Source organism: Vibrio sp. 10N.286.51.C3, from assembly GCF_003050065.1.
Lineage (GTDB): Bacteria > Pseudomonadota > Gammaproteobacteria > Enterobacterales > Vibrionaceae > Vibrio > Vibrio crassostreae.
Genome location: NZ_PIGC01000005.1, coordinates 274,985 through 301,710, shown reverse-complemented (window position 1 = coordinate 301,710; position 26,726 = coordinate 274,985). Strand labels below are relative to the sequence as shown.

The following is a 26,726-nucleotide window of genomic DNA, read 5'->3' as shown; positions in this document are numbered from 1 at the left end:
CAACAAAACTGATATTGTTCGGAACAAACAACACACCGTTATCAACATCAGACTGAACGATTTCTCTCGTGACGCCATTTTCGTCGGTATACAAAAGGCTGCCGTTGGTTGGCAAGCTTTCTATCCTAATATTAAGTGGAATGTCATCATGGTCATCTTCTATATCTGAGATGTAATCAGGCATACCACCATCTTCAGAATCGAAAAGGATTGGTATGACTGCGTCCTCATCATTGACGACCGTAAAGCTCGTCGCTTCAGGTGCATCATTGACACCATTGATTGTTATCTCGATAACATGTTCAACACCATCGATAGCGGTTACGACATATCGCTCTATAACTACGTCATCATCGTTCAAGTATTGAACCGCATCGTTATCAACGACATAACTCCATGCCCCCTCCGGAGTAATCGTTAACATACCCAGAGCAAGAGCATAAGTAGACCCAATCGGGGTAAACACACCATTAGGTTTAAAGGCTGGCATGTCACTCGTGTCGACATCAGTAATCGTTAAAGTACCTGACGCTGAAAGTTCGTTGGTATCAGGATCAACATCGACATCTTCCGTCACCTCACCCATATCAGAGTCACCTTCACCAACGGTGATCTCAGACGGATCATCGGCACCGTTAATGGTGATGGTCACTTCACTGGTGGTTCCGTCTATCGCAGTAACCGTGTAAACCTCGGTAACGAGCTCATCGTCATCAAGATATTGCACATCATCGTTGTCTACGACATACGTCCATGCTCCATCATCGGTTATGGTCAACATACCCAATGCGGTCTCATTGGTTGAGCCTTCTGGATTAAACGTACCATTGGGTTGAAAAGCAGCGACATCGTTAGCATCTACATCGGTTATTGTCAGTGTTCCCGTCGCCATCAAGTCATTACTCTCAGGATCAACATCGACATCTTCCGTCACCTCACCCATGTCAGAATCACCTTCACCAACGGTTATCTCAGACGGATCATCGGCACCGTTGATGGTGATGGTCACTTCACTTGTGGTTCCGTCTATCGCAGTAACCGTATAAACCTCGGTAACGAACTCATCGTCATCAAGATATTGCACATCATCGTTGTCTACGACATACGTCCATGCTCCATCATCGGTTATGGTCAACATACCCAATGCGGTCTCATTGGTCGAACCTTCCGGATTAAACATTCCGTTGGGTTCAAAAGCCGCAACATCATTGGCATCAACATCAGTGATCGTCAATGTTCCCGTCGCCATCAAGTCGTTACTCTCAGGATCAACGTCGACATCTTCCGTTACCTCACCCATATCAGAGTCACCTTCTCCTACGGTAATCTCGGACGGATCATCGGCACCGTTAATAGTAATGGTCACTTCGCTCGTGGTTCCGTCTATTGCAGTAACCGTGTAAACCTCGGTAACGAACTCATTGTCGTCAAGGTATTGCACATCATCGTTATCTACGACGTACGTCCATTCGCCATCATCGGTTATGGTCAACATACCTAACGCGGTATCATTGGTTGAGCCTTCAGGATTAAACACACCGTTTGGTTGAAAAGCAGCGACATCGTTATCGTCGACATCGGTGATGGTCAGTGTCCCGGAAGTTATTAAGTTGTTGCTCTCTAGGTCAACATCCACATCCTCAGTCACTTCACCTGTGTCTGAATCACCTTCGCCAACGGTTATATCAGATGGATCATCTGCACCGTTAATAGTAATGGTCACTTCGCTCGTGGTACCGTCACTTGCTGTCACGGTATAAACCTCGGTTACGAACTCATCGTCATCCAAGTACTGAACATCATCGTTGTTAACTACGTAAGTCCACGCACCGTCGGGGTCGATGCTCAATATGCCTAGCTGTGAGTCGTTTGTTGAACCTACGAGGTTAAACTCACCATCAGCTGAAAAGGTGGGAGTGTCGCTGTCTACATCTGTAATCACGATCTGACCAGACGTCACCAATTGATTGGTGATGTCATCTACATCGATGTCCTCGGTCACACTGCCTGAGTCATCAGTGGCTACAGCCGCATCATCAGTACCGATTATCGTTACAGTGATGACTTGTTCGCCTCCATCGGAGGTTTGTACTGTTGTCGTGTCTTGAATTTGTTCGCCATCGGCAAGCTCATCATAAGGACTGTTGGCCACGAAAGTCCAAGTACCATCTTCGTTTACAACAAAGGTACCGAGATCATTATCTCCAACAACCTCTTTGCCAATAAAGGTAACGTCCGGATCATCGCTGATTAAGGCGCCGCCTGTCTCAATTGGTTCATCCTGCTCAAACTCAATAGCGTTAGTGTCACCTGAAATAAGCGCAAAAGCGATGATATCAAAAAGAGCATTACTTTGAGTTTCTGACAATCCTTGAGACTCAAACCCTTCAGTTTCAAAATTCGTGGCGGCTTGAGTTTCAGCTCCAGTACGTTCAATCCTACCGCTGTTGGTCAAACTCGAGCCTTCTTCACCAGCAGCAGTATCAAACTCATCTCCTAGTTCTGTTGGATCAAATCCTTCTTCAATAGCACGCTGAACTTGAGCGATCGCATCATCAGTGTCTAGCACATTTTGTTGGCCCTGGTTATCTACAAAACGTGCAGAAACACTTGGCACACTCTCTTCACTAGTATCAAAACTGATAATTACGTCGCTAGCGGCTGGTTGTTCGCCCGGAGACAAACGTCTAACTTGACCTTGAGCGTCGAGCACTACACTCCCGCTAGCAAGGCCTAGTATATTTAGGTTGATGTTTCCCATATCCATATTCCCACTTCTACCCAGAACACACCAAACGCGGATTCAATCCCACTCTGCGCTGTGGCTATTTCCTACAATAAATTTAGTAGCGGCACTATTGATAATCAACTCATTAAAGTAGTTCATATAAAGAACTTTGAAAATTAGTCAATAGCAATAGCGACTTACATTCAAAAAAAAACCAACAAACTTCGCATTTTTTTGCAAATGTCCTAAGCTTCGTTTAATACCCTTCTCTCAATTCAGCGGTAAACGTAGGTTGGGAAACGGATGAGACATTGAAAGTAGAAGGAGAGCTACTTTGAAATTGTTTAAATTATCCATCATGTGCTGCTTAGTTACTGCAACACAGCTAACCGCTCAAACTCTGGAACAGTCTGTAGCTATTACTTTGGCAACGAATCCAGAGATAAAAAGCATCTTTAATGAATATGTGAGCGTGAAAAAACGTAATGATGCCTCAGGAGGCGCATACAAGCCCAGCATCGATCTTGATGCTGGTATTGGGTACGAAGGTATAAACCCTGCACCAAATAACGGCCCCGATACCGATCTAACAAGAAAGGAAGCGACGATTTCCCTCACTCAACTGCTGTGGGATGGTTCCGCGACACTGTACGACATTGATCGAACTGCCGCAGAAGCCGAGTCGGTTCGTTTGCAATTGATCGCGGATGCCGAAGACAAAGCGCTTGAGGTAACACAAATTTATCTAGACGCAGTAAAAGCAACTGAAGTGCTGGCACTGTCAGAAAGTAACCTTTCAATACACAAGAAAATCTATAAAGATATAAAGAAACGAGCGAATTCAGGCATAGGTTCAACAGCGGATGTATCTCAGGTAGAAGCTAGGATTGCAAAAGCTCATGGTAACTTGTTGGCCGCACAGAATAATTTGATCGATACCCACACCCAGTTCAGACGAGTAGTTGGTCAAGAACCCCTAGGCTTAATTTACCCAAGAGCCGATATTTCTAGAATTCCTTTGTCATTAACCGACGCCATTGTTGATGCATTAGACCAGCACCCTGTAATCAAAGTCGCAAACGCAGATGTCGATTCAGCCCACTTCCAATACAAACAATCAAAGGGCGTGAACTACCCTACCTTCTCCATCGAGGCTTCTCAGTCGTGGCGTGATGATGCAGGTGGCGATGAAGGCTCAAGTCAAGAGACCCTCGCGATGCTACGCATGCGATATAACTTGTACAACGGCGGAACAGACAGTGCTAATTCAGAAGCTGCGGCATACCAATTGAACAAAGCCAAAGACCTGAGAGATCGCGCTTATCGACAAGTGGAAGAAGGTCTTCGCCTCTCATGGAGTGCATTGGATCTAACGTTACAACAAAAGAACTTTCTATCCGACCATGTTGATTCAGCTTCGGAAACTGTTATCGCATATGAAAAACAATACCGAATAGGCAAGCGTACTCTGCTTGACTTACTCAACACTGAGAACGAACTATTTGAAGCCCGTAAAGATTACCTAGATGCCCACTATTCAGAGCAGTACGCTAAGTACCGTGTGATGAACGCGACAGGTTCTTTATTGAATGCTCTACTGGTCGACATTCCAGAAGAGTGGACTACGCCAGTGGAGTATTAATGATGAAAATACCTTACTTATTACTTCCCGTGTTAACGATGACTTTACTTGCCTGTTCGAACCAGCAGGAAGAGGCCTATATCGAGACACCTGAAGCTGAGCAGATTGCAGACCTGCAAGACGATGATAAAGATGGTGTGGTAAACGCTCGTGATATCTGCCCTGGTACGCCTGAAACGTCACAAGTCGACAATGATGGTTGTGGAGAAACGATTCGTGCGGAAGAAGTCAGACAGCTAAAAATACTCTTTGCTCATGACTCATTTGAAGTGAATCCAATCTTCTCAGACCAGATCAGCACGATGGCAGAGTTTCTTGCAACCTACAAAAGTGCATCGATTGAAATACAAGGCTATGCGAGTAAAGTGGGTTCCAACGAGTACAACTTAGACCTTTCAAAAAAACGAGCAAACAATGTTCAAGACGAGTTACTGTCGAATGGTATCGAACCAGAGCGTGTGAGAATTGTCGGCTATGGTGAAGAACGATTAGAAAACGATGGTGATGACCCTACTTCACACGCACTGAACCGTAAGGTAACAGCGACAGTAGTAGGGTTAAGTGAGCAGATCGTAGAAGAATGGACCATTTTTACCACGCTAGAAAAATAGCGTGACATTGTCACTGAAGGTGTAACGTGGGTTATCTTACAAAGACTGCTTAGCGACAAGATCAATAAAGCCGTGATAGGGTTGCCTATCACGGCTTTTTGTTTTTTGTAACCACTGAATCTCGGGAATGACTCAGTGGCTCTTCTTGCTACTCAGGAATCGGCTCGATAGTTAACCGAACCAATTACCGGTTAAAGTTTTACTTCTTGGTGCTTAGTTTTCGGCAGAGAAATACTTAGCAGGAAGTAACCTAAGATAGCTGCTGTCGTAGATCCCATCAGGATGCCTAATCGAGCTAGCGTATCAAAATCTGCGTTCGTTGGACCAAATGCCAATGAAGAGATGAAGATAGACATCGTAAAGCCAATACCACACAGCACAGACACTGCGAAGATGTTCATGAAGTTCACACCTTCAGGAAGCTTAGCTACGCCCGTTTTCACAGCACCCCAGCTGAATAGGAAGATACCCAGTGGCTTACCAACCAATAGACCCATAGCAATACCAAGCGGTAGCATGCCTGTAAGGTTTGAAATTGAGATGCCTTCCAGTGAGATACCTGCGTTTGCAAATGCGAAGATTGGCAAAATTGCAAAAGCTACGTATGGGTGCAAAGCATGCTCTAGGTGTTTCAGCGGAGAATGTTCTCCCTTATTGCCTTTTAGTGGGATAGCAAAACCAATTACTACACCAGCTAATGTTGCGTGAACACCAGATTTCAATACAGCGAACCACAAGATCGCACCAACAATTAAGTACACACTCAGCTTAGTTACATGCTTGTTATTTAGCATGAACAACACACCAGTCGCGATGAAGCCAACCGTCAGTGCAAGCGTTGATAGATCACCTGAGTAGAACAGTGCAATGATAACAACAACACCTAGGTCATCGATAATTGCCAATGCTAGTAAGAATACCTTCAGGCTTACCGGTACACGGTTACCAAGAAGAGCCATGATACCCAGTGCGAATGCGATATCTGTTGCAGCCGGGATAGCCCAACCTTGAAGCGCTTCAGGGTTACTTGAGTTAAATAGCACGTAAATAAGTGCAGGAGCTAACATACCACCCACAGCTGCGATAGCTGGGAAGATTGCTGTCTCTTTAGACTTTAATGCGCCTTCCAAAAGTTCGCGCTTAACTTCTAAGCCGATTAGAAGGAAGAAGACAGCCATTAAGCCATCGTTAATCCAGTGAGACACAGACATACCAAGAACGTAACTGTGAAGTACACCTTGGTACATTTCGTTCAGTGGTGAGTTTGCTACAAACATTGCGATCGCCGCAGCGATTACTAGGATGATGCCGCCAGCAGATTCCATTTTAAAGAAGTCACGGATGACGTCGGTCATGATTTCGCCCTTATATTTATTATTTAAATAAACGAATAACAAAGAATAACCACGAGTTTATATCCAAGTCTAATTGATAGATAATCACTTCTTCGGATGTTTAACTTCGGTTTTTCCTACAAATACTAAACAATACGTCGTATATTCCATAATGTTGTTCTGCGCCATGAATTAAGTATAGATGAGATCATCGAACCTGTATGCACAATTCATTGGGGTTGGATAAAAGTCTCAGACATAAAAAAAGGCTATCAAATGATAGCCTTAGGTGTTTTTTAGTAGCCGGTTAATTGCATAAAGCCTGTCGCTTCATGACTCCCGCTCGCCTTAATCGGCCCTTCCCAATATGGTATGACAAAAGGAAGCCACATATCCCTGCGTATAATACGCGTCGTGAGGTTGATATCATGCTTAGGGACATTAATGATCCACTGCAGAGGCATCCGTCTTCTATTCTTCAACGTTGTATTGTGCAATGGTTGAATTGAAATATCGGATTCCGTCAATTGGTAAACTTTGCCAGAGCGCGTTGCTAATGTACCAAATACGTAAGGCAACTGTTGGTTATGACGATAACGGTTAATACTCAACGCAGTGCCGTCATCGAGATTAAACACAAACCAATCCCAACCTTGTTGACCCACTCCAAGTAAGCCACTACCCCACTCTTTATGTACCCACGCAGTTCCCTCCACCTCCTTGGTAACGCCGTCTAAGTTCAACACACCACTCAAAGATAAAAATGGAGCGCTGAAGTTATAAGACGCGACAGGTAATAAGTCGTGTTTTTTCTGATAGCCATTATCGCCGTTGAGCACATATGGCCCTTTTGCAATAGTGTCGAGCTCAAGTCCAAAAGTGTCAGTTTGCACTTGAAGACGGCCTGGAAATGGTGTGTTGCCGAGTGCACGCCAGTTCCAGTTATCAATCCAAAGTCTGAATGGACGGTTAGTCATCCCTGCTTGGCCAATGCCGCCACGAGCCATGCGCTGTTCTTTCCATACTTTGGACTTAGAAGAGACCACTACATTTGAGATATAGACTTGAGGGCTTTGCCACCCAGGAGTTTCACGTTCGTCCGTTGCAATACGGAAAAAACTCCACTGAACCGAATAGTCTTTGCCATCATCGCCTTTCAAAGACGCAAAGTAATGCCACCACTCATGTTGAAACTCTGGGTGGAACTTAAAATCTTGTGGTAGCGAAACATTGCGGTCTGGTAACACTGGCTCAAACACATTGAAATGTTCACTAACCAATACCGAGTTAACTTCATTCTCACCCTTTTCACCGGGATCGATGAAATAGGAGTAATAGCCCCAAACACTTAAAAAGATGCTGAAGAAACTGATTAATAGAAGAGAAGACAGGATTCGATGTCTTAACTTAGTTGAGCTATTCCGTAAAAACATACTAAAGCGCATCCCTCAGTGACTTCATCGGAGTGTTCCGAACCATTCTCATCACTGGTAAAGCACCAGCGAGCATCAATGCTGCCATGGCCCACGCAAATGTCTGCAAATAATCCCAAGGAATCACTTGTAACTCGAGTGACCACCCAAAAGACTGCTTTATCACGATATCAACAATTAAGCTCGCTAGCGCCAAGCCAAGCGGAATCGCAATCAAGGAGGAAATAAGCCCAAATACAAACAGCTGCAAGCTACCTGTCAGAATCAACTCTTTCGCCGAGACACCCAAACAGCGCTGCAAGGATATATGTCTTTGTCGAGACACTTCACCCGCTACGGTAGCAAAGAAGATACCGAAGACTGCAATAACCAAGGTGATGTTGCCTAATGTATCTGCAATCGCGAACGTTCTATCGAACACACGCATCGCTTGACTGTGAATATTGTTGTTATCGAATACACGCTCAGAGCCAAGCCTGAATACGCTTTCTAATCGGCTGCGAAGGCCTACCGAATTAACATCATCTTTGAGTATTACGCCAAGGCCTACATTACCCCGCCCTGCAAACCCATACAGCCAGTTTCGATGTGACATCATGACTTGATGGTAAGGGTTACCATAATCGTAATAAACTCCAACAACCTGCCAACCAGAGCCGAGGCTATCATAGAGGTCAATGTAGTCGCCAGGGCGAATCCCCAACTTGAGAGACATCGATTCGCTGATCAACACACCTTTAGAGTGGTGTAAGTGGTACCAGTAATTCGGAATACCTAATTTGATTGTCAGCGCTTCTAGTTCGCCTTCAGAAGGACCCGTACTGACAACCTGAATACTGCCGACTGGAGAAGCAACATCTTTCTCCCAACGCCACCAAACCGAATCTACTTCAGGTTGATCTGACAGCCAGTTACTCATACGAGCAGCTGCATTGTTGGTTGGGTAGATATAAAGATCGGCAGCCAGGCGCTGTGTTAACCATTTATCAGTAGTATCTCTAAAGCTACCCACCATGGTTTCTACACCAATATTGGCTGTTAAGGCCAACATAAAGGCCATCGTCGCCACGCCACGGTAGCTCATACTTGAAGCTGCATCAGCAAAGAACCAGCGAGCACGAACCCAGCGCAATGAATAAGAGAGGCTGTTAAATAACTTCCACATCAAAAACGGGGTAAATAGCGCCACACTAATTAGCATCAATGCGATAATCGCAAAACCCGTTTCTTGAGTCTGAGGGGCTTGATACACAGCGACAGCTGCAACCAAGAAGCCACAGCCAATCAATGCTTGCCAAGTAAACTCAGTACCCGCAAAGCGCATCAAAGACAATCGAGAGGTCAAACGAATCGGTTGTGATCTAAGCAAACGAACCAATGGCCAAGCACACGCTAAGAACGCTCCAAGTAACGCCATCAATAAGCTGTAGCCGCTCCAGCGCCAGTTCCAATCGATAGTTAAACCAACGTTGGCATCGTATAAATCACCTAAGCTTGAAGATACCGCAGGTAACAATTGGTTGGCTAACATGACACCAAAAACATTACCGCAGATCCAGCTCAGTCCTACCAATAGCAGTAGCTCTAAGCAAAGCGCTTTAGCCAATTGCCAGCCCGACACACCTGTTTGTCTTAAGATACCGACTAGCGGTTGACGCTGAATAAACGACAGCGACATCGCTTGATAGAAAATGAATAAACCAACCACAAACGACAGCATGCCCATCGCTTTTAGATTTAAGTGAAAAGCGCTAGTCAGTGACTCTAATTCCGCTTTAGAGCTGCGAGAGATTGTCAAACCATTGGGTAGCATGTTTTTAAGACGCTCAAACTTCTCAGGCGACATGTCTGAGCATGCAATCACCGAGAGGCCTGCGCTGCGTTTCAGCATTCTCAGTAGCGAGATATCAGCAATCAGCCTTGTACCATCAATGATGTTGTTTTGATCAACCATTAATGGACCAAGCTCAGAGCCATCCATAAGGTGGATATAGTCACCGTTTTTCCACTCCATGTGTTCGGCGAGATCGTCGCTCACAAGGATCGGATATGGCGGTTTCATTAGATTTAACGTATTGAGATCTTTTAACGCAACGCCCGGCTGCAGTTGAAGCATAGAGACTGGATCTATGCCAATCAGCATGAAATTTGAACCATTTTCATCAGTGATACGGTGGTGATCAAAAGGAGAACACTGCTGAAAGCCTTCACGTCGAAGATGGATATAAAAGCCTTGCGGAATTTTATTGGCGTTGTGTTTTGGTCGAATACGGTAAGGAAGAGGATTCGAAAAGAGTTTTTCGCCATGTGCATAGCTTTGCTTGGCGTGTTGGTTAATGGCAGTAACACCAACCAAAAGTGATACGCCTAGGGTTAAACCAAGCCATACCAAGATAATCTGAAGTGGGTAACGTCGATAATGACCGAGTAGTGCCTTAACTACGGGCCATAACATGCAGTTGCCCTCCTTGTAGGCGGATCCTGCCATCCATATGCAGCGCTACTTTCTCACTGTGTGTTACCAACAGTAATGTACATTCTAATTGGCGAGCCAAAGAGGTCAGCAAACGCATTACCGCTTCAGCGTTGCGCTCATCTAAGCTACCTGTCGGTTCATCGGCCAATAAGATTTTTGGTTCCATATACAGCGCACGAGCAATCGCTGCACGTTGTTGCTGTCCACCAGACGCCTCTTCAGGGTAACGACCAAGCAAAGGCATAAGATCTAAAGCAGAAAGAATCTGTCTCCAGAGCCCCTTGTCTTCAGGTAGGCCTTTTAATTGGCGGCAAAAACGAATGTTGTCGGCGATGTTCAATGTCGGCAGTAAGTTGAACTGCTGAAAGATATGGCCGATGTTGTTTCTGCGATAAGCGGTGCGGTCACGCTCGGTAGAGTCGTGCATATTGAAGTGAGGGAAAGCAATTTCACCTGAATCAGCTAGGTCTAACCCCGCAATAAGGTTCAGTAAAGTACTTTTACCTGAACCACTTTCTCCCATTAATGCTAGCTGGTCACCTTGGTTTAATGTTAATTCAGCACCTTGCAAAACAGGGTGAAACTCCCCCCCATCGACGTAGCCTTTACATAGGTCTGACAGCTTTAACATTAAACAGCTCACATTAGTTAGAATTTGGAAGGAGAATCTACACTAATTCCCTGTTAGGAGGAAGTATTTTGAAAGATAGATCACACACCAACGATAAAGTGATGTGATTGGTGCGTCCTACTTCAACTTCCTATCAAGTTTTTAATCCATTTTCTTGTTTTCATGCGATAGAGCGACCCGCCCCACTTAATCACTTCTTCAGTAAGGAACAGTAGGTAAACCCACTCAGGTGGAAGCTTAAAGTAAATAGCGGCGATGGCTGCCAAAGGAATACCTATCACCCACTGAGCAATCAGATCTTGGTATAGACAAAACTTCACGTCACCACCCGCTCTGAGTACACCAACGATCACTGTCATTGGAATAGAGCGGATGACAATACCCACACTCAGAATCAAAATAAACTTCTCTGAAAGCGCTCGGGTCTCTTCGGTCAGTGCGCTAAAGGCATTCAATATTGGCGTTTGTATAAAGTAGAGGAAAATCGCCACCACAATACTGGTAAAGAAGCACAAAATCGTTAAGCCTAGCGCTTGGTAGTAAACCGCTTCATTGTTCTTCGCACCGAGTTGGTTGCCCACCAAAACCGCGGCAGCATTCGACATGCCAATCAACAAACTCAACGAGATAGACTCAACTGGCGTCATCACCGAAAGCGCAGCTAAACCTTGAACGCCTGATTGCCCCATAATGGCGTGATAAGCGAATAAGCCCCCCGCCCAAGCCAAGAAATTAAACGTTGTCGGCAGAGACAATTTCAAGAAGCGAACGACTTTCTCCACCGTTGCCGCAGCTTTGATATCACAAAGTTTGAAGGCTAATAAATGTTTAGAGAAATAGAGGTAACCAAACAAGGTCGCCACTTCAATTGCGCCACTCAGTACGGTCGCAATCGCCGCACCTTTGATGCCAAGAGCCGGAAACCCTAAGTTACCGAAAATCAGCACCCAGTTTAAGAACACGTTAGACAGGATACCAATACCACTGAAGAAGGTACTCAATCCAGGTTTGTGTATCGCTCTTAGGCCAACGGCCATACTGCTGACACACGATACGGCTAACATGCTAAATGAGGTGATAACGATGTATTCAACGCCCAAGCTGATGACTTCTTGAGAGTCAGTCGTCACGCCCATGATTTGTGCCGGGAAAGAGACAAAGAACACGATGGTCAACAGCGCAAACAACGTCGAAACCAGCCAGGTTAGTGCAGTGCTTTCTCTCACGCCTTGTCTGTTGCCCGCTCCCCAATATTGAGCAGTAAGAAGAGCGCCGCCGGTGGTGACACCCACCAGCATAATGGTCGTCACGAACATCGCACGACTCGCCACACCCACAGCCGCAATGTCTGCTTCTCCAAGCTGACCTAGCATCAACACATCCACTAAGCCTCGACTCGAGAACATGATGCTCTGCAAGGTGATTGGCAAAGCTATGGCAATCAACCTGCGAACAAAATCACCGCGTGTGTGATGAATAATTGAAGAGAGCAACATAGAGAGACCTAAACGGAACGTATTGATGAATAAAGATAAATATCGCGCTATTATATCAATGTTCGGTTTTTAACCACAGATATAAATGGAGTAGTAATGAAGAAAGTACTGGTTTTAGGCGCTTCTGGATACGTAGGCTCACAACTCCTCCCTCTCCTGCTTGAGCAAGGCTATCAAGTCACGGCAGCAGCAAGGCATATCGACTATTTAAAGGCACGGACCGAGCCTCACGAAAACTTATCACTTGAGTATCTTGATTTGGCCGATCAAGCTGCGACACAAGCCTTAGTCCCCGATTTTGATCTTATCTTCTTCCTTGTCCATGGAATGGCAGAAGGCCACGACTTTATTGATTACGAGTTAAACCTAGCTCGCAACTTTGTCTCTGCACTTGGCCCTAAAAACCAGCACGTTATCTATCTAAGCTCGTTGCAGCCTCAAACTGGTGACTCAGAGCACCTTCAAGCGAGAAAGAAAACCGGTGAACTACTTCGTAAAGGGCCGGTACCGATAACCGAACTTCAAGCAGGCGTGATCATAGGCCCAGGCTCTGCGGCATTCGAGATCATGCGAGACTTTGTGTACAACTTGCCGATTATGATTGCGCCAAAGTGGGTCGATTCTAAAGCAAACCCTATCGCATTGCAGAACCTGAACCACTATCTGCTGAAGCTAGCACAAGACACGCCTATAGAAAGCCAAATCTTCGAAGTTGGTGGGCCGGATATTGTCTCTTATCGAAACCAATTTGCTCATATTGCCAAAACGGCCGATCGTCCACTCCGGCTGTGGGCTACATCACTGCTCACACCCAAGATTGCTTCATATTGGCTAGGCGTAGTGACATCTGTACCGTCCAACATAGGCAGAGCACTGCTTGCTGGCTTAAAGCATGACTTTATTGCCAGTTCGACCACTATCAGAGAAAAGTACCCTCAGAGGCTTATCTCGTTCGAGAATATGGTTGAGCAAGCTATTCATTCTGAAGGAAACTTCGTAAAGAGTAATGTGTGGGGCTTCGATAAAACTGCCTTCAAACGCTGGCAAGCGGGATACGGTTATTACCCGAAGAAAACAGGCGCAAGCATCATGTCTACTGCCTCACTAGAGTCACTTTGGCAAGTAGCTCAACAGATAGGAAGCCCGAAGCAAGGTTACTTCTTCGCTAACGCTTTATGGCGCACACGCGAATGGTTGGACCTTCTTTTCGGCGGCGGCGTACCTGTGCGACAAATGCCTGAAGGCCCCAAGCTAAAAGTGGGCGACAAAATCGATTCATGGAAAGTGATTCGCTGTGAGGAAAATCAGTTTCTCTCCCTGCTTTTCGGAATGAAAGGCCCCGGGTTAGGACGATTGGAGATTACTGTGTCTGACCATGGAGAGTCTCGCGAATTGAACATATCAGCTTGGTGGCACCCAAAAGGCTTTCTAGGTCTACTCTATTGGTTCGCAATGATGCCTGCTCACCTGTTTATCTTTAAAGGCATGGTGAAGGCGATTGGGAAGCAGGCTAAAGAGCAGATACGAGATTCGAGTGGCGAGATGCGAAAAGATTAAAAGCAGATACGGGATTCGAGTAGCGGGATGCCAAAAGACTAAAAGCAGATACGGGATTCGAGTGTCGAGATGCCAAAAGACTAAAAGCAGATTCGGGATTCGAGTGGCGGGATGCCAAAAGACTAAAAGCAGATTCGGGATTCGAGTGGCGGGATGCCAAAAGATTAAAAGCAGATACGGGATTCGAGTAGCGGGATGCCAAAAGACTAAAAGCAGATTCGGGATTCGAGTGGCGGGATGCCAAAAGACTAAAAGCAGATACGAGATTCGAGTGTCAAGATGCGAAAAGACTTAACAGAAAATTTGCGACACGCGCTATGAGAAGCAAAAAAAAGAGCGGATAATTCCGCTCTTCGTATCTCTCATCTCGTATCCCGAATCCGCTACTAGCCAATAACGCTAATCGGGATCTCAGCCAGTTGGTTGCCTTGGTTAGCAGGGTAAACGATGTATTCACCGTGATACTTCACTGCAGACTTATAGTCCGTCACTTTGTGAAGCATGAAGCCTGCTTCCATCGCTGCTTGAATAAACTCAGCGTGGTTGCCACGAACAAACCAGTTCATTGGCTTAACCATTAACTCACCATCGAAAGAGTCGTCACACTGTTTGCCACACAAGGCAAAAGAGTGCTCACCATCGGTGAAGAACTGAATCTTGCCGCCAGTCGTTAGCTCGTCTTCACTCGATACGCTCCAACCCATCTCGTACATTTTGTCCATGAACGCTTCAACATCACTGTCTTTTAGCGCTTTAGGCTCTTCGCCTTCAGGGAAAAAACGTCCGTAGAACGCAGAAATACGTTTAAAGGTAAAAGTTAAATCAGAGTTGTTGCCTTTTGAGCGACCCTGCTTCTGCCAACGAACTAAGTCAGGCACAATCACGCGATCATACGCTTGAGATTTAATCGCTTTTGTTACCCAGCGAACAAGGTAAAGATTGTTCGCGATAGGTGCGTCAATGGCTTTGCCAGACTTATGTAGAGCATATAGCTCGCCTAACGCATCGTTCACTAACTTCTGAATTTCAATATAGTATTTTGACATTATGCCTTCTTTCCTAATGTCCAATATAGTAATGCTGACAGTACTGCACACGCAGCCATTACCATAGCCATAGACCCTGCACTGTCACTTGGTAGCATCGCAACGATCGCACCAACGACAGAACCAGTACCAAATCTTAATGTTCCTGCAAGCGATGAAGCCGTTCCTGCCATGTTCGGATAACCACTCAACAGCAGCCCCATAGAATTACTGCCAATAGTAGAAATGGTCCCAATAAATAGCATCACAAACGGCACAATTCCCCAAAGCCCGAGATCCAATGCCCAACCGACAAGTAAACCTACGCCAGCCAGTAATTGGATGACCAGCGCTGCCCTCAACATTGTATGAGAACCGACCTTCTTAACGATTCGACCATTGATTGTCGTCATCAGAATCATCGCAACAATGTTCAGACCAAATAGGTAACCAAACAGGTCAGGACGTACGCCATAGACATCAATGTAGACAAAAGAGCCTGCGGTTAAGAATGCGAACATCCCAGAGAACGAGAACGCACCAGAGAAAATCAGCCCCATAGCGGTCGGGTTTCTACATAAACGAGCGTAATTACGAATCGTGGTTTTAAAGCGCAATGGTTGACGATTGTCGACAGGCAGTGTCTCAGGAATTTTGACTATCACCGCGAGAATCACAATCACTGCAAAAATCGCCAATACCCAAAAAATTGAACGCCAACCGAACCACAACGCTAAATAACCACCAATCATAGGCGCGATAAGCGGTGCAACCGTCATTACTAAGGTAACGAACGACATGGTTCTTGCGAAATCTTCACGGTCAAACATGTCACGTACAACGGCTTGAATTATTACCGCTGCCGCTGCACCTGCGAAGCCTTGAGCGGTACGAACTAGTGTTAGTGCTTCAATACCATGAGTAGTGGCACTCACAACAGACGCGATCGCAAAGAAGAATACACCAATCAATAGGACAGGCTTGCGACCATAACTGTCGGCTAACGGACCATGTAACAACTGACCGAGTGCAAAACCTGCGGTATACGCTGTAAGTGTGATCTGCACTTCACCCGCTGTCACGCCAAGATCTTTGGCGATCGTTGGCATAGCGGGCAGGTACATATCAATGGCGAGTGGTGTCAGTGCACCAATCGCACCCAGAACCAAAAATAGCATCCAACCTAACTGAGGAGTTTGTGGTTGTGAGCTTGGTGTCTGTTGGGTAGATGTTTGCATAACTCTCCGACTAAGTACTAGGTTCTATGTGAGCACGAGCATCCACACAGTGATACACGAATACGCACAGTGATACACAAACATGCGTACAGCAATAATGGCTGAAACTGTCCTAGTACCAGTCAAAATAATCAGCCGACGCTATCCTTGGTCGGCTACATCTTCGATAGAAAGGGTTACTTCCAGATCGAGTCGACTTCTTCTTGTGTTAGGTAACGGTATTCACCCAATTCCAAAGATTCGTCCATCTCAATTTCGCCAATACGTTCACGATGCAGTGCTTCTACTTTGTTACCAAGTGCTGCAAACATACGTTTAACTTGGTGGTATTTGCCTTCGTGAATCGTTAGCAGCACTTCACGCTCTGCACGAACTTCTAGGTGTGCAGGAAGTGTTAGGCCATCTTCGCTCTTAAGCTGGATGCCCTCTTTGAATTTCTCAACGTAATCGTCTTCAACAGGTTCAACCAACCACACACGGTACGTCTTCTCGCACTTGTGCTTTGGCGAAGTGATACGGTGAGACCACTTCCCATCGTCGGTAATCAACACAAGACCTGTTGTATCGATATCTAAACGGCCAGCAAAGTGCAGCTTGTCCATTTTGATTTCATCGAGTAGTTCAAACGCGATACGATTTGCGCCATCTTCATGCGAGCAAACAAAGCCTTCTGGCTTATAAAGCATGATGTAACGTGGGCCATGAACATTCAATTCATTGCCTTGCCATTCCACGACACACTCTTCAGTTACTTTGAGTGAACCGCTTTTTTGAATGACATCATTAACTGTCACTGCCTTGGATTTTAATAAGTGTGTTGCTTCTCTTCGAGTGACGCCTAATGCATCGCACAGAAATTTATCTAAACGCATGAATACCTCAACTAATCTAAGTCGGGTATTATAGTCATCTTTGCTCAATTAGTTGAGCTATTTCACACTATTTGTTTTCCTTCTTACAAGACGCGATATGTATACACTCCGCCCGTACCAAGCTGATTCTGTAAAATCAGTGATTCATTACTTCAGAAAACACCAAACTCCGGCTGTGCTCGTGCTTCCGACTGGTGCAGGAAAAAGCCTTGTAATTGCAGAGTTGGCAAGGCTTGCGAAAGGTCGAGTGTTGGTACTTGCTCACGTAAAAGAGTTGGTTGAACAGAACCATGAAAAGTATGAAGGCTATGGGTTAAAAGGCTCGATTTTCTCTGCGGGTTTAGGCCGTAAAGAGACAGACCAACAAGTGGTCTTCGCATCCGTTCAATCTGTGGTTCGAAATCTCGATTCATTCTCTAACCAATTTTCACTGTTGGTGATCGATGAATGTCACCGTGTTCCCGATGAAAAGACCAGTAGCTATCAAAAAGTCATCACTCACTTGCGCGAGAATAATTCGGGTATCAAGGTGCTTGGCCTAACCGCGACCCCTTATCGTCTTGGTATGGGTTGGCTTTACCAGTATCACACCCGAGGCCAAGTACGATCTGAAGAACCCAGGTTTTTCAGAGATTGTATTTTCGAACTGCCGATTCGTTACCTACTCGACGAAGGTTTCTTAACTCCAGCGCGCATGATAGATGCGCCCGTATTGAGCTATGACTTTTCACAGTTAAAGCCAGCAAGCACTGGTCGCTACAAAGAAGCAGAGCTTGATATGGTGATCGAGCAGTCGAAACGCGCGACCCCGCAGATTGTCGACCAGATAATTGAACTGGCCCAAGACAAGCTAGGCATCATGGTATTTGCCGCCACCGTTCGACACGCGCAAGAGATTCTCGGCTTATTACCAGAAGGTGAAGCATCGATTGTGATTGGCGATACGCCAACACTCGAACGTGACCAAATCATCAATGATTTCAAAGAGCGTAAAATCAAATTCTTGGTCAATGTATCGGTATTAACCACAGGCTTTGATGCGCCACATGTCGATTTAATCGCAATTTTACGCCCTACCGAATCCATCAGTTTGTATCAACAAATCGTCGGCCGTGGCTTACGCCTATCCCCAGGTAAGAAAGAGTGTCTGGTGCTCGACTATGCGGGTAATAGTTACGACCTTTACCAACCTGAGGTCGGCGATCCAAAACCCGATTCAGACAGTGAAATCATCACCATCCCTTGCCCGGCGTGCGGCTTCAATAATAACTTTTGGGGCAAACTAGACAGCAATGGCTTCTTGCTTGAGCACTTTGGTCGTAAATGCCAAGGCTACTTTACCGATGAAGACACGGGCGAACGCGAACACTGTAACTATCGTTTCCGAGCGAAATACTGTGGTGAATGCGGCGCTGACAACGACATTGCCGCACGCATTTGTCATGAGTGTGATGCAACTTTAGTTGACCCAGACAAAAAGCTTAAGGAAGCGTTAAACCTAAAAGATGCGTTGGTGTTTGAGTGTTTAGAAATGGACTTGAACGTACTTAAGGACGACAAAGGTAAATCACAACTTAAAGTCACCTATCGCGGTGAAAACCAAGCGCAAGTGCATGAGTTTTGGTCATTAACCACCAAGAAACAGAAGCAGAACTTCAAAGACCAGTTTGTTCGCCCTCACCTAGCAGACAGACATCGCCCTTTTGAAGAAGCATCACCATCGAAAGTGGTTGCTCACCAACATAGGTTCCGCCCACCTCAGTTCGTGATTGCACGTAAAGTCGGACGCTTTTGGAAAATGAGAGACAAGATATTCGAAGACGAACTACAGCAGCGTTAAAGTTAAGAATAAAGGTAAGTCTTACGTTCTTAACACTCGGCAGTTAGTGTTATGTATTAAAGCCTACGCCATTTAAGCGTTAAGTTTTTCGGTATCAAATTCTCATTATTAATCAGGTTCACTTTCTGTTCAGAATTACTTTTTTATACTGAACGCTATCAACCTTCTCTAGGATTCGCTATGTTTAGTAAAGCTATGATTTCTTTGTTTTCTATAAGCTTAGGCTTATTTGTTTCTACTGGCGCATGGGCTGACTCACATCATAATGGTCATGAATTAGTGCAGGACGTTCATAAAGCAGGAACCAGCATCGAATTTGAAGAAGATCAAGACGAAGTCTACGAAGCCGTACGAGAAGGCTACATTCGCCCTTTCTCAGAAATGTATGCCGCGGTTGAAAACGATCTTCATGGCAGAATCATAAAAGTAGAACTAGAAGAAGATGACGACATTTGGGTGTATGAACTAAAAATCAATTACCAAAACAACATCATCAAAGTCGAATACAACGCTGAGACGTTAGAAATGCTTATGATCAAAGGCCGCAACTTTAAAGACGCAATTAAACACGGCGACTAATTAAGCACGACGAATAGTTAAGCACTACGAACAGTCATTACAAGAATTAAGAAGAACAATTATGAAAATTTTAGTCGTTGAAGACGAACCTCGTTTGGGCCAACAAATTATTGAAACACTTGAGGGAGCCGACTGGGTTCCGGAGCTTTCTCAAGATGGTATCGACGCACTCTACCGCGCAACGTCAGAAGAGTGGGACGCGATTGTCCTCGATTTAGGTTTACCTAAGCTTGACGGCCTAACCGTATTAAAAGGCATTCGAGACGAGAACATCAACACGCCAGTGATTATCTTAAGTGCTCGTGACACACTAACCCAACGTGTTGAGGGCTTAAACGCAGGTGCTGATGACTATCTAACTAAGCCATTTGAGATGGTCGAGCTGATTGCCCGTATTCGTGCTCAACTACGCCGAGCGTCAGGCAGTGCTGCCCCTATACTTCAAATCGGAGACCTAAGCCTAGACACACGCAGTTCTAAAGTATTATGGCAAGGCCAAGCGGTTAGCCTAACCGCGCTAGAATATAAAGTTGTCGCGTACTTCATGCATAACCAAAACAAGGTTATCTCGCGTACAGAACTGGTTGAACACATCTATAAACAAGACTTCGACCGTGACTCAAACACAGTTGAGGTGTTCATTGGTCGTATTCGCAAAAAAATCGCACCAAAGATCATTAAAACTGTTCGTGGCCTTGGCTACCAACTGAATGCTGAATAGCGCCCTATCTAATTACACTATAAGCAACCGTCAACAAAACTCAGTGTAATAGCCAATTAAATGGACAGCCTGTTCTGATCGTCGCAATACTGATAAGTCACGATGAGCAAAGGCAGGCTAGAAATGCATGAATCTAAAGAAACGAACACTTAAAAACATCAGTCTAAAAAGCCGCTTGCTCCTCGCTGCGGCTTTTTGGCTAGGTGCGATGATATTAGCGGCAGGTGTAGGGATTCCGAAACTGGTTAACGACTACCTCGTCGATGATATGAAGCAGCAGCTTGGCTTAACCATGGATGAGTTAACCGCCAATATCGAAACCAATGACAATGGCAATTTGATCATGGCAGAGCGTCTGTCTGATCCTAGGTTCAACCAGCCCTACAGTGGTATTTATTGGCGTGCCGCTACCCAAGAACAGATCATTCGATCTCGCTCGCTATGGGATAAAGACCTCACCATTAAGCGTTCGCCGATTCACACATCAGTCAAAGGGCCTGAGAAAGAAAAGCTGATTTACATCGAGCAGGATATCTACCTGCCTGAACTGAGCGACCCTGTCACGATTACTATTGGTATTGATGAAGATCCGCTAGAATCCACACTGACCGAGCTTACTGGCCAAGTCTGGTTAATCCTAATGCTGTTGTTTGTTGGCGTGCTTATGTTGATCGGCATACAAGTCAGTTGGTCGCTGCTACCGCTCAGTAAAATGCAGCGCGAACTGGTGATGCTAAGAAACGGCGAGCAGCAAGGGCTAAGCGATAACTACCCGAAAGAAGTTTCGCCATTAGTATCAGACCTCAATGCTCTTCTTTTTCATTACCAAGAATTACTGGAACGAGCTCGTAACCACGCTGGAAACCTATCTCACGCATTAAAAACGCCGCTGTCGGTTCTGAAAAATGAGATAGAACGACTTCCTGAGGATGACAAGGCACTGCTACAACAGCCTATTCATCAGATTCAAAGCCAAATAGACTATCATCTTGGCCGTGCGCGCATGGCGGGTGCAATGAACATTCTTTCGGTGAAGTCTTCACCTTGTGAGCGTGTTGAAGCTATCTCAATGGCGTTTGATAAGGTGTACGCTGCCAACGAAATTACTATGATTAACGAGCTAGACTCAGAGATTGAAGTGGCGGTCGAAAAAACCGACCTTGATGAAATGGTCGGCAACTTACTAGAGAACAGTTACAAGTGGGCGAACAATATAATTCGTGTCCATGCAAATGAACTCGACGATGGCAACATTGAATTGGTGATTGAAGATGATGGCCAAGGCATTCCTGAAGAGAAGCTTCAGCAAGTGACCAAACGTGGTGTTCGACTTGATGAAACCACACCAGGAACAGGCTTGGGGCTTAACATCGTGAATGAAATGGCACACAGCTACCGAGGCAGCCTAACGCTCAGCAAAAGCTCAATGGGCGGCTTAAAAGCTTCTCTGGTGTTTAAACTAAGCAAAGGCTAACCACGTTCAGTAAAAGTTAAACGCAATAAGCCCTAGCGCAATGCTAGGGCTTAGTTCAATCGACCTTATATACGACCCTATATATCGTTCACAGCAACATCCAAAGCTTGCGATTCATCACTCAGGGTCGTTGATCCAATCATTAAAATCCTACCATCTGTATAATAGTCATGATCTTCATTAATCACTTCCACCGTTGCCAATGGGTACTTGTCTAGCTCGATGTCAGGTAGTGACATTCGTATCTGATTAGCGAGCCTATCTCGCTCTTCATCAACATTAGGGTCAATGTTATGAAGTACGGTCACAATGCCTGAGTAAGGCGTGACTTTAAGGCCATCGTCATAGCTAATTGCGCCTAACCACTGAGGCTGGTTAGTTTTAATATCAACACCTGCACGCCACCAGCGAATATGGCTGCGCTTCATCAGGTTACCCGGCAATTGAAACGCCATATCTTGTGGCTTATCTCGCCAATATAAATCAGACACAGGTGGCGTTTTGTCTCTAAGCAATGCGAGATAACCAGCCCATTCAATCTCATTTCGAGAGAATGTTTGATTCTCTATCCAGCCTAATTGCTTCATTAAGTCTCTTGGGGTTGCGCCAACATAAATGACGTTGATCGCTTGCGCTGAATAGAATGACGATTTGCCTGGGAATGCTTTATAGGTAACCGAATTCCAGTCGACTTTGTTTATTTGAGCCGTCTCTGGTTGATTCTGAAAGTCATCCGCTTTCCAAAAAAAGTGAGCGTAGTTTGCAAACAATACCCATGCCAATAACAGCGCACTCGACTTAAGTACCAAACGTCGCCACTTCATTCGATAACCAATAATGGTGAAAACCAATACCGCTAATACCCCGACGATCAAACTATGATGCTCAGAGATAAATATCTTAAGGCTATTAAGCCACGGAAAGTTTTCAACGCCGTGTGCCAGTAACATACCCCAAGCAACAAACTGTCCGCCACCAAGGGCCAAGCCGATAACGGCTAATACACTGAAGTTGCGCCACGGTACACGATGCGAGCCCGCTATAAATGGCACAACCCAAGCGATAGGCCCTAATAAACGAGCCAAAAGAATGATGTACGTGCCTTTGCGAGCAACCAGATAGCGGCAGCGCGCAATTAATCTTTTGGTTTTAGGACGAAACTTAATGAGCCTTCGTTGCGCCTTAGCACCGTATTTATAACCAATGAAATAACTGAGTTGGTCACCAAGCAAACCACCTAGCATCACCAAAACCAACGCCATCCATGCACCTGAATACAGTTGAAAGCCCGCTGCGATAAAAAAGGGCTCTCCGGGTACAAATAGGTTTGGGCCAATGAGAGCATCACCCAATGCTCCCAGAAAAAGCCCTAGTCCATCAAACATAACAACCTCAATGCTTACTGTTCTTTGTAGTGACCAAACTTGTAGTTCATCTCGTTGTTACGCATTTCGCCTTTAAAGAAGCGTCTTACATTGGCTTTAAGATAAGTAGAGCCTGTCTTCACAACGCCATCTTGGTCTAAACGACGTGGGTCAAAGCCAAAAGTCATATTCAGGAATCTAAATCGCCATGTTTTGCTCGCACGTTTTACGTAGTCACAGTCTTCACACAGTACGATCTCTTCATCGAAACCGCCGATCTCATCATGCGCTCGTTTCGTCGAGAAAATACACGCGCCAATCGCCGTTGGGAAAAAGAACTGGGTAGTAAACAAGCCTGCGTTAAATAGCCCGTAACCAAACTTGTGCACAAGCGGCAGACCTTTCGAACTCATGTACACTCCGGCCACTTCAAGCTTCTTCTCTTCTAGCTCGTAAAGCGCTTTCGCAAGGAAATTTCGAGGCAAGCTCACATCAGCATCTAAGAAAAGGATCCTGTTGTATTGCGCCAATGACGCACCTGTGTTTCGGCCAAGGCTCACACCACGATTTTCCATATGATGAACAGTTAATTTTGGCAACGCGTTTTCATAAGCTTGTGCCACTTCTCTTGTGTTATCTTCACTGTTCGAGTCGACAACAATTACTTCAAACTCTTGGTGGGTTTGCACGCTCAGCTCTTCCATTAAGCGGCTAATGCGTTTCTCTTCGTTTAGCGTAATTACGACAATGCTTACCGGTTCCATATTTTCACCTATTCATTCTGCTGTTTAATTAACACTAAGATTAACGAACCAAGCCTTAACCAAGTCTTAGGCAAACATTCATTTTCCGTTCATTAACTTGATGATTTAGCAGTGATATAAATAGATGAGAGTGGTGCTGTAAAAGGGGTTAAAATACGCGAAACAAGCGTTAGCGAACGTTTTATCTCCAAATGAACCCATTATCTAAGGAAATTCACTTTGAGATGGGCTTCTTACTTGCTCATATTGGAATGTGATGTTAGTATCCGCGCTCGCTTAAGCATGAACTCGTTTGTGTCTAAGCATTACCACACACTCAAGGTCGCATTGAGGTGTGAAGTTAATTTTTACTAATTTGAGAGTAAAACTATGAAATTTGAAGCAGTAGTACGTACTGAACTAGGTAAAGGTGCGAGCCGCCGCCTACGTCACGCTGGTAAATTCCCAGCTGTAATCTACGGTGGCGAAGCTGAAGCTGTAGCTATCGAACTTGTTCACGCTGACGTGATCAACCAAATGGACAAGCCTGAATTCTACGAAGCAATCACTCTACTGATTGACGGCGCAGAAGTTAAGGTTAAGCCACAAGACGTTCAACGTCACGCGTTCAAGCCAAAAGTTGAGCACATGGACTTCATCCGTATCTAATTCCCTACCAAGGAATAAGATTGGATTAATCCAGCCTTCTGCATAGAAAAGATAATCGATCTTACCAGTCGAGAAATCTAGAAATTCGAAACCCCGATGCTACCAACATCGGGGTTTCACCGTTTTTGAGCCCTCAAAAACGTCGTAAATCTCGCGCAATACACTGAAAAGAATCAACTTTCCCCTTCCCCACTTTATCCCAATCTTGCTTGGGTGGATTAAGGGTGGACGAAAGGTGGACTTATACAGTAGTTTTTCTTGATTAAAATCTTAGGCGCGTTTCTAACTAAATTCAACTACATGTAAAAAGAACTCTAATAAACTTTCACCCTAAAACTGAATATACTAATGGTTCAACCACTTCTTGCTACCGTTGATTAGCACGAGTAAAAGAGCTATCCAAGTGCAGCACATCTAAAAAGATGGGTTACAGTGTAAACAAACATCTCAAATTAATAAGCTAGGGTATTGATTTATATTGAATATCAAAGCTAAAGAAAGCATTATATACCCACATAATACGATTCTTAGTCGTGTAGAGTTCTGATATTCCAACTTGATTAACGATAACAGTACGAACCTAATCAAGCCTCCTTAGAATGTAACAGTTGCGAAATATCCAGCTCTGCCTCTAATGCAGACTTATCTCGGGATGTAAAAAATTAGCAACGATTGAATATGGAAATATAAAAAGTGGTATATGGTGATTTAACCAACCTCGAAATGCCCAAACCAAAGTCTGAACAAAAATCAGCGTCATCACAAGATGTAGAAATAGGTAAACTACTTCCTCCTAAGCAACATTTACTTCTCTTCTATGCAGAAGATTGGGAATGCTTCATCGAGGAGTGGGGACAGTTTCAGAAGTCTAAATACACATTAGTCACAAGATTGGGTGGAGCTAATGACCTAGGTGTTGATGTAGCATGTTTCTGTAGTGAAAAGGGCTTTACGGGCGATTGGGACAACTTTCAATGTAAATACTATAAAGGTGAGCCGTTAGCTCCTTCGACTGCAATCCCCGAAATTGGTAAGCTGTTATGGCATGTTCACAATAAGAGATTAACTAAGCCTAGAAATTACTATTTTTTTGCACCTAAAGACTGTGGACCATCTCTCAAAAAGTTGCTTTTAGATTCTGAGAAGCTTAAAGATAAGTTAATAAGTGAGTGGGACTCATGGTGCTCAGAAAGTATTACTTCGTTAGAAAAAATAGCTCTTGACGGTGCATTTAAAACGTTTGTTTCCAACTTCGATTTTAGTATTTTTAAATATAAGCCAGTAGCGGACGTTATTGAAGAACATAGAAATACTCCTTATTTCTCGATAAGGTTCGGTGGAGGCTTGAAACAACGTCCAGTGGCAGAAAAGCCACCAGAAAGTATTCAGAGTCTCGAACATAAGTACATTGAACAACTGAAGAAAGCTTATGCTGATAGTCTTGGATTAGATATTAGCAAGTTTGATCTAGACAACCACCTGGAGTTTTCAGCCCACTTCAAAAGACAAAGAGAAGCATTTTATCATGCTGAATCTTTGAGAAGTTTTGCAAGAGATTCTGTCCCTCAAGGCACTTTTGATGATTTAAAAACTGATATGCTTGACGGCATAATCGACACAGCAGAAGAACCACACCCTAATGGCTACATTAAGGCTAAGAAGACTTTAGCTGAATCAAAACTAGTTCCATTAGACGCTAATGGTTTATTCCAAGCTATCCGAGTCAAAGATAGATATGGTATCTGCCATCAATTGGTTAATGATTTGGAGTTGAGGTGGATAGATGACAAAAAATAAGCACTTAGAGTCGGATTATATATTTAATAGCGCACTAGAAACTGGTATTCGTGCTGTTTGCATTTTATCGGTCAATCTATCTAATAAATTTGATATTCATCAACTTTTGGCATTCGATCACTTGGTTGTTCATACCGGGGATATAATCAATGCACCTCCGAGTCTGCATCCGGCTAATCTTCAAAGAAATGGAGAGCTTTTAGTGAGAAGACCTTTAATTGAGGACGGATTAGCTCTGATGGTTCATAAAAAGCTCATAAAGAAAGAGTTTACTCGTAATGGTTTTTACTATAGAGCTACAGAGCTGGCTTGTGTTTTCATTGAAAGCCTAACAAATCGCTACATTGAAGAAATGAGCGAGCGTGCTAAATGGGCTATTTATATGTACCAAGACTCCGGTGATAAATTATTCTCCGAGGTCTTTAATAATGCATTTGAACGATGGACAAAAGAATTTCATCTTGTAGAAAAATCAATCGAACAAAATTGGAATTGA

Annotated in this window: 21 protein-coding genes; 10 read left to right on the top strand and 11 right to left on the bottom strand. The window is 44.6% G+C overall.

What is annotated here, in order from left to right; all coding sequences use genetic code 11:
- A partial coding sequence (locus tag CWO27_RS07870; RefSeq protein WP_107898800.1) for a VCBS domain-containing protein occupies window positions 1-2,761 on the bottom strand: 2,761 nt, incomplete at its 3' end.
- A 301-nt stretch (window positions 2,762-3,062) separates the two neighbouring features.
- Between CWO27_RS07870 and CWO27_RS07865 the strand changes: the two genes are divergently transcribed.
- Window positions 3,063-4,370 (top strand): TolC family outer membrane protein, encoded by a 1,308-nt coding sequence (locus CWO27_RS07865; RefSeq protein ID WP_107898799.1) that lies wholly within the window; start codon window positions 3,063-3,065, stop codon window positions 4,368-4,370.
- Window positions 4,370-4,981 carry an OmpA family protein gene (locus tag CWO27_RS07860; RefSeq protein ID WP_048658395.1) on the top strand — a complete coding sequence of 204 codons (612 nt, stop codon included), beginning with the start codon at window positions 4,370-4,372 and terminating at the stop codon, window positions 4,979-4,981. Before CWO27_RS07865 ends, CWO27_RS07860 begins: the two co-directional genes overlap by 1 nt.
- A gap of 191 nt (window positions 4,982-5,172) precedes the next feature.
- Here CWO27_RS07860 and nhaA read toward each other — a convergent pair whose 3' ends face one another.
- The 5 genes from nhaA to CWO27_RS07835 form a co-directional block, all read right to left on the bottom strand.
- Window positions 5,173-6,336 carry a Na+/H+ antiporter NhaA gene (gene nhaA / locus CWO27_RS07855; RefSeq protein ID WP_048664785.1) on the bottom strand — a complete coding sequence of 388 codons (1,164 nt, stop codon included), beginning with the start codon at window positions 6,334-6,336 and terminating at the stop codon, window positions 5,173-5,175.
- A 275-nt stretch (window positions 6,337-6,611) separates the two neighbouring features.
- Window positions 6,612-7,760: a lipocalin-like domain-containing protein gene (locus tag CWO27_RS07850; RefSeq protein WP_107898798.1), complete on the bottom strand. Its 1,149-nt coding sequence runs from the start codon at window positions 7,758-7,760 to the stop codon at window positions 6,612-6,614.
- Window positions 7,750-10,203 carry an ABC transporter permease gene (locus CWO27_RS07845; RefSeq protein WP_102432759.1) on the bottom strand — a complete coding sequence of 818 codons (2,454 nt, stop codon included), beginning with the start codon at window positions 10,201-10,203 and terminating at the stop codon, window positions 7,750-7,752. The genes CWO27_RS07850 and CWO27_RS07845 overlap by 11 nt, the downstream gene beginning before the upstream one ends.
- Window positions 10,184-10,855, bottom strand: coding sequence for an ABC transporter ATP-binding protein (locus CWO27_RS07840; protein WP_017060385.1), 672 nt, complete (start codon window positions 10,853-10,855; stop codon window positions 10,184-10,186). Before CWO27_RS07840 ends, CWO27_RS07845 begins: the two co-directional genes overlap by 20 nt.
- A 122-nt stretch (window positions 10,856-10,977) precedes the next feature.
- A complete protein-coding gene (locus CWO27_RS07835) occupies window positions 10,978-12,351 on the bottom strand; it encodes an MATE family efflux transporter (RefSeq protein WP_102432760.1) in 1,374 nt (457 codons plus the stop codon).
- Window positions 12,352-12,447: 96 nt separating this feature from the next.
- Here CWO27_RS07835 and CWO27_RS07830 point away from each other — a divergent pair, with 96 nt between their 5' ends.
- Window positions 12,448-13,908 carry a DUF2867 domain-containing protein gene (locus tag CWO27_RS07830; protein ID WP_107898797.1) on the top strand — a complete coding sequence of 487 codons (1,461 nt, stop codon included), beginning with the start codon at window positions 12,448-12,450 and terminating at the stop codon, window positions 13,906-13,908.
- 386 nt (window positions 13,909-14,294) lie between these two features.
- Here CWO27_RS07830 and CWO27_RS07825 read toward each other — a convergent pair whose 3' ends face one another.
- The 3 genes from CWO27_RS07825 to rsuA form a co-directional block, all read right to left on the bottom strand.
- Window positions 14,295-14,954, bottom strand: a complete 660-nt coding sequence (locus CWO27_RS07825; protein ID WP_010441495.1) for a DUF2913 family protein — start codon at window positions 14,952-14,954, stop codon at window positions 14,295-14,297.
- Window positions 14,954-16,171 (bottom strand): Bcr/CflA family multidrug efflux MFS transporter, encoded by a 1,218-nt coding sequence (locus CWO27_RS07820; RefSeq protein WP_048664779.1) that lies wholly within the window; start codon window positions 16,169-16,171, stop codon window positions 14,954-14,956. The genes CWO27_RS07825 and CWO27_RS07820 overlap by 1 nt, the downstream gene beginning before the upstream one ends.
- A 176-nt stretch (window positions 16,172-16,347) precedes the next feature.
- Window positions 16,348-17,043, bottom strand: a complete 696-nt coding sequence (gene rsuA / locus CWO27_RS07815; protein WP_017060380.1) for a 16S rRNA pseudouridine(516) synthase RsuA — start codon at window positions 17,041-17,043, stop codon at window positions 16,348-16,350.
- A gap of 97 nt (window positions 17,044-17,140) precedes the next feature.
- Between rsuA and CWO27_RS07810 the strand changes: the two genes are divergently transcribed.
- From CWO27_RS07810 to CWO27_RS07795, 4 genes are all read left to right on the top strand, one after another.
- A complete protein-coding gene (locus CWO27_RS07810) occupies window positions 17,141-18,883 on the top strand; it encodes a DEAD/DEAH box helicase (protein WP_048658388.1) in 1,743 nt (580 codons plus the stop codon).
- A 180-nt stretch (window positions 18,884-19,063) separates the two neighbouring features.
- Window positions 19,064-19,462: a PepSY domain-containing protein gene (locus CWO27_RS07805; protein ID WP_048658387.1), complete on the top strand. Its 399-nt coding sequence runs from the start codon at window positions 19,064-19,066 to the stop codon at window positions 19,460-19,462.
- A 61-nt stretch (window positions 19,463-19,523) separates the two neighbouring features.
- Window positions 19,524-20,183 (top strand): response regulator transcription factor, encoded by a 660-nt coding sequence (locus tag CWO27_RS07800; RefSeq protein WP_017060377.1) that lies wholly within the window; start codon window positions 19,524-19,526, stop codon window positions 20,181-20,183.
- Window positions 20,184-20,310: 127 nt separating this feature from the next.
- A complete protein-coding gene (locus tag CWO27_RS07795) occupies window positions 20,311-21,657 on the top strand; it encodes an ATP-binding protein (RefSeq protein WP_055318564.1) in 1,347 nt (448 codons plus the stop codon).
- 77 nt (window positions 21,658-21,734) lie between these two features.
- On the opposite strand, the gene CWO27_RS07790 is transcribed toward CWO27_RS07795, so the two are convergent.
- Together CWO27_RS07790 and CWO27_RS07785 are read right to left on the bottom strand one after the other, a co-directional pair.
- Window positions 21,735-23,042, bottom strand: coding sequence for an LssY C-terminal domain-containing protein (locus tag CWO27_RS07790; protein WP_107898796.1), 1,308 nt, complete (start codon window positions 23,040-23,042; stop codon window positions 21,735-21,737).
- 14 nt (window positions 23,043-23,056) lie between these two features.
- Window positions 23,057-23,785 (bottom strand): glycosyltransferase family 2 protein, encoded by a 729-nt coding sequence (locus tag CWO27_RS07785; RefSeq protein ID WP_017079049.1) that lies wholly within the window; start codon window positions 23,783-23,785, stop codon window positions 23,057-23,059.
- A gap of 369 nt (window positions 23,786-24,154) precedes the next feature.
- Between CWO27_RS07785 and rplY the strand changes: the two genes are divergently transcribed.
- From rplY to CWO27_RS07770, 3 genes are all read left to right on the top strand, one after another.
- Complete coding sequence (gene rplY, locus CWO27_RS07780) at window positions 24,155-24,433, top strand: 50S ribosomal protein L25 (RefSeq protein ID WP_017060373.1); 279 nt, start codon at window positions 24,155-24,157, stop codon at window positions 24,431-24,433.
- 693 nt (window positions 24,434-25,126) lie between these two features.
- Window positions 25,127-26,230, top strand: a complete 1,104-nt coding sequence (locus tag CWO27_RS07775; RefSeq protein ID WP_048658382.1) for an ABC-three component system protein — start codon at window positions 25,127-25,129, stop codon at window positions 26,228-26,230.
- Complete coding sequence (locus CWO27_RS07770; protein ID WP_048658381.1) at window positions 26,217-26,726, top strand: ABC-three component system middle component 2; 510 nt, start codon at window positions 26,217-26,219, stop codon at window positions 26,724-26,726. The genes CWO27_RS07775 and CWO27_RS07770 overlap by 14 nt, the downstream gene beginning before the upstream one ends.

Excerpts from the sequence above, each read along its gene's own strand:
- CWO27_RS07820 (WP_048664779.1), bottom strand. The coding sequence starts at position 16,171 with ATGCAAACATCTACCCAACAGACACCAAGCTCACAACCACAAACTCCT.
- nhaA (WP_048664785.1), bottom strand. The coding sequence starts at position 6,336 with ATGACCGACGTCATCCGTGACTTCTTTAAAATGGAATCTGCTGGCGGC.
- CWO27_RS07810 (WP_048658388.1), top strand. The coding sequence starts at position 17,141 with ATGTATACACTCCGCCCGTACCAAGCTGATTCTGTAAAATCAGTGATT.
- CWO27_RS07800 (WP_017060377.1), top strand. The coding sequence starts at position 19,524 with ATGAAAATTTTAGTCGTTGAAGACGAACCTCGTTTGGGCCAACAAATT.
- CWO27_RS07850 (WP_107898798.1), bottom strand. The coding sequence starts at position 7,760 with ATGCGCTTTAGTATGTTTTTACGGAATAGCTCAACTAAGTTAAGACAT.
- CWO27_RS07770 (WP_048658381.1), top strand. The coding sequence starts at position 26,217 with ATGACAAAAAATAAGCACTTAGAGTCGGATTATATATTTAATAGCGCA.
- CWO27_RS07830 (WP_107898797.1), top strand. The coding sequence starts at position 12,448 with ATGAAGAAAGTACTGGTTTTAGGCGCTTCTGGATACGTAGGCTCACAA.
- CWO27_RS07835 (WP_102432760.1), bottom strand. The coding sequence starts at position 12,351 with ATGTTGCTCTCTTCAATTATTCATCACACACGCGGTGATTTTGTTCGC.
- CWO27_RS07840 (WP_017060385.1), bottom strand. The coding sequence starts at position 10,855 with ATGTTAAAGCTGTCAGACCTATGTAAAGGCTACGTCGATGGGGGGGAG.
- CWO27_RS07825 (WP_010441495.1), bottom strand. The coding sequence starts at position 14,954 with ATGTCAAAATACTATATTGAAATTCAGAAGTTAGTGAACGATGCGTTA.
- rplY (WP_017060373.1), top strand. The coding sequence starts at position 24,155 with ATGAAATTTGAAGCAGTAGTACGTACTGAACTAGGTAAAGGTGCGAGC.
- CWO27_RS07845 (WP_102432759.1), bottom strand. The coding sequence starts at position 10,203 with ATGTTATGGCCCGTAGTTAAGGCACTACTCGGTCATTATCGACGTTAC.
- CWO27_RS07860 (WP_048658395.1), top strand. The coding sequence starts at position 4,370 with ATGATGAAAATACCTTACTTATTACTTCCCGTGTTAACGATGACTTTA.
- CWO27_RS07805 (WP_048658387.1), top strand. The coding sequence starts at position 19,064 with ATGTTTAGTAAAGCTATGATTTCTTTGTTTTCTATAAGCTTAGGCTTA.
- CWO27_RS07795 (WP_055318564.1), top strand. The coding sequence starts at position 20,311 with ATGAATCTAAAGAAACGAACACTTAAAAACATCAGTCTAAAAAGCCGC.
- CWO27_RS07785 (WP_017079049.1), bottom strand. The coding sequence starts at position 23,785 with ATGGAACCGGTAAGCATTGTCGTAATTACGCTAAACGAAGAGAAACGC.
- CWO27_RS07790 (WP_107898796.1), bottom strand. The coding sequence starts at position 23,042 with ATGTTTGATGGACTAGGGCTTTTTCTGGGAGCATTGGGTGATGCTCTC.
- rsuA (WP_017060380.1), bottom strand. The coding sequence starts at position 17,043 with ATGCGTTTAGATAAATTTCTGTGCGATGCATTAGGCGTCACTCGAAGA.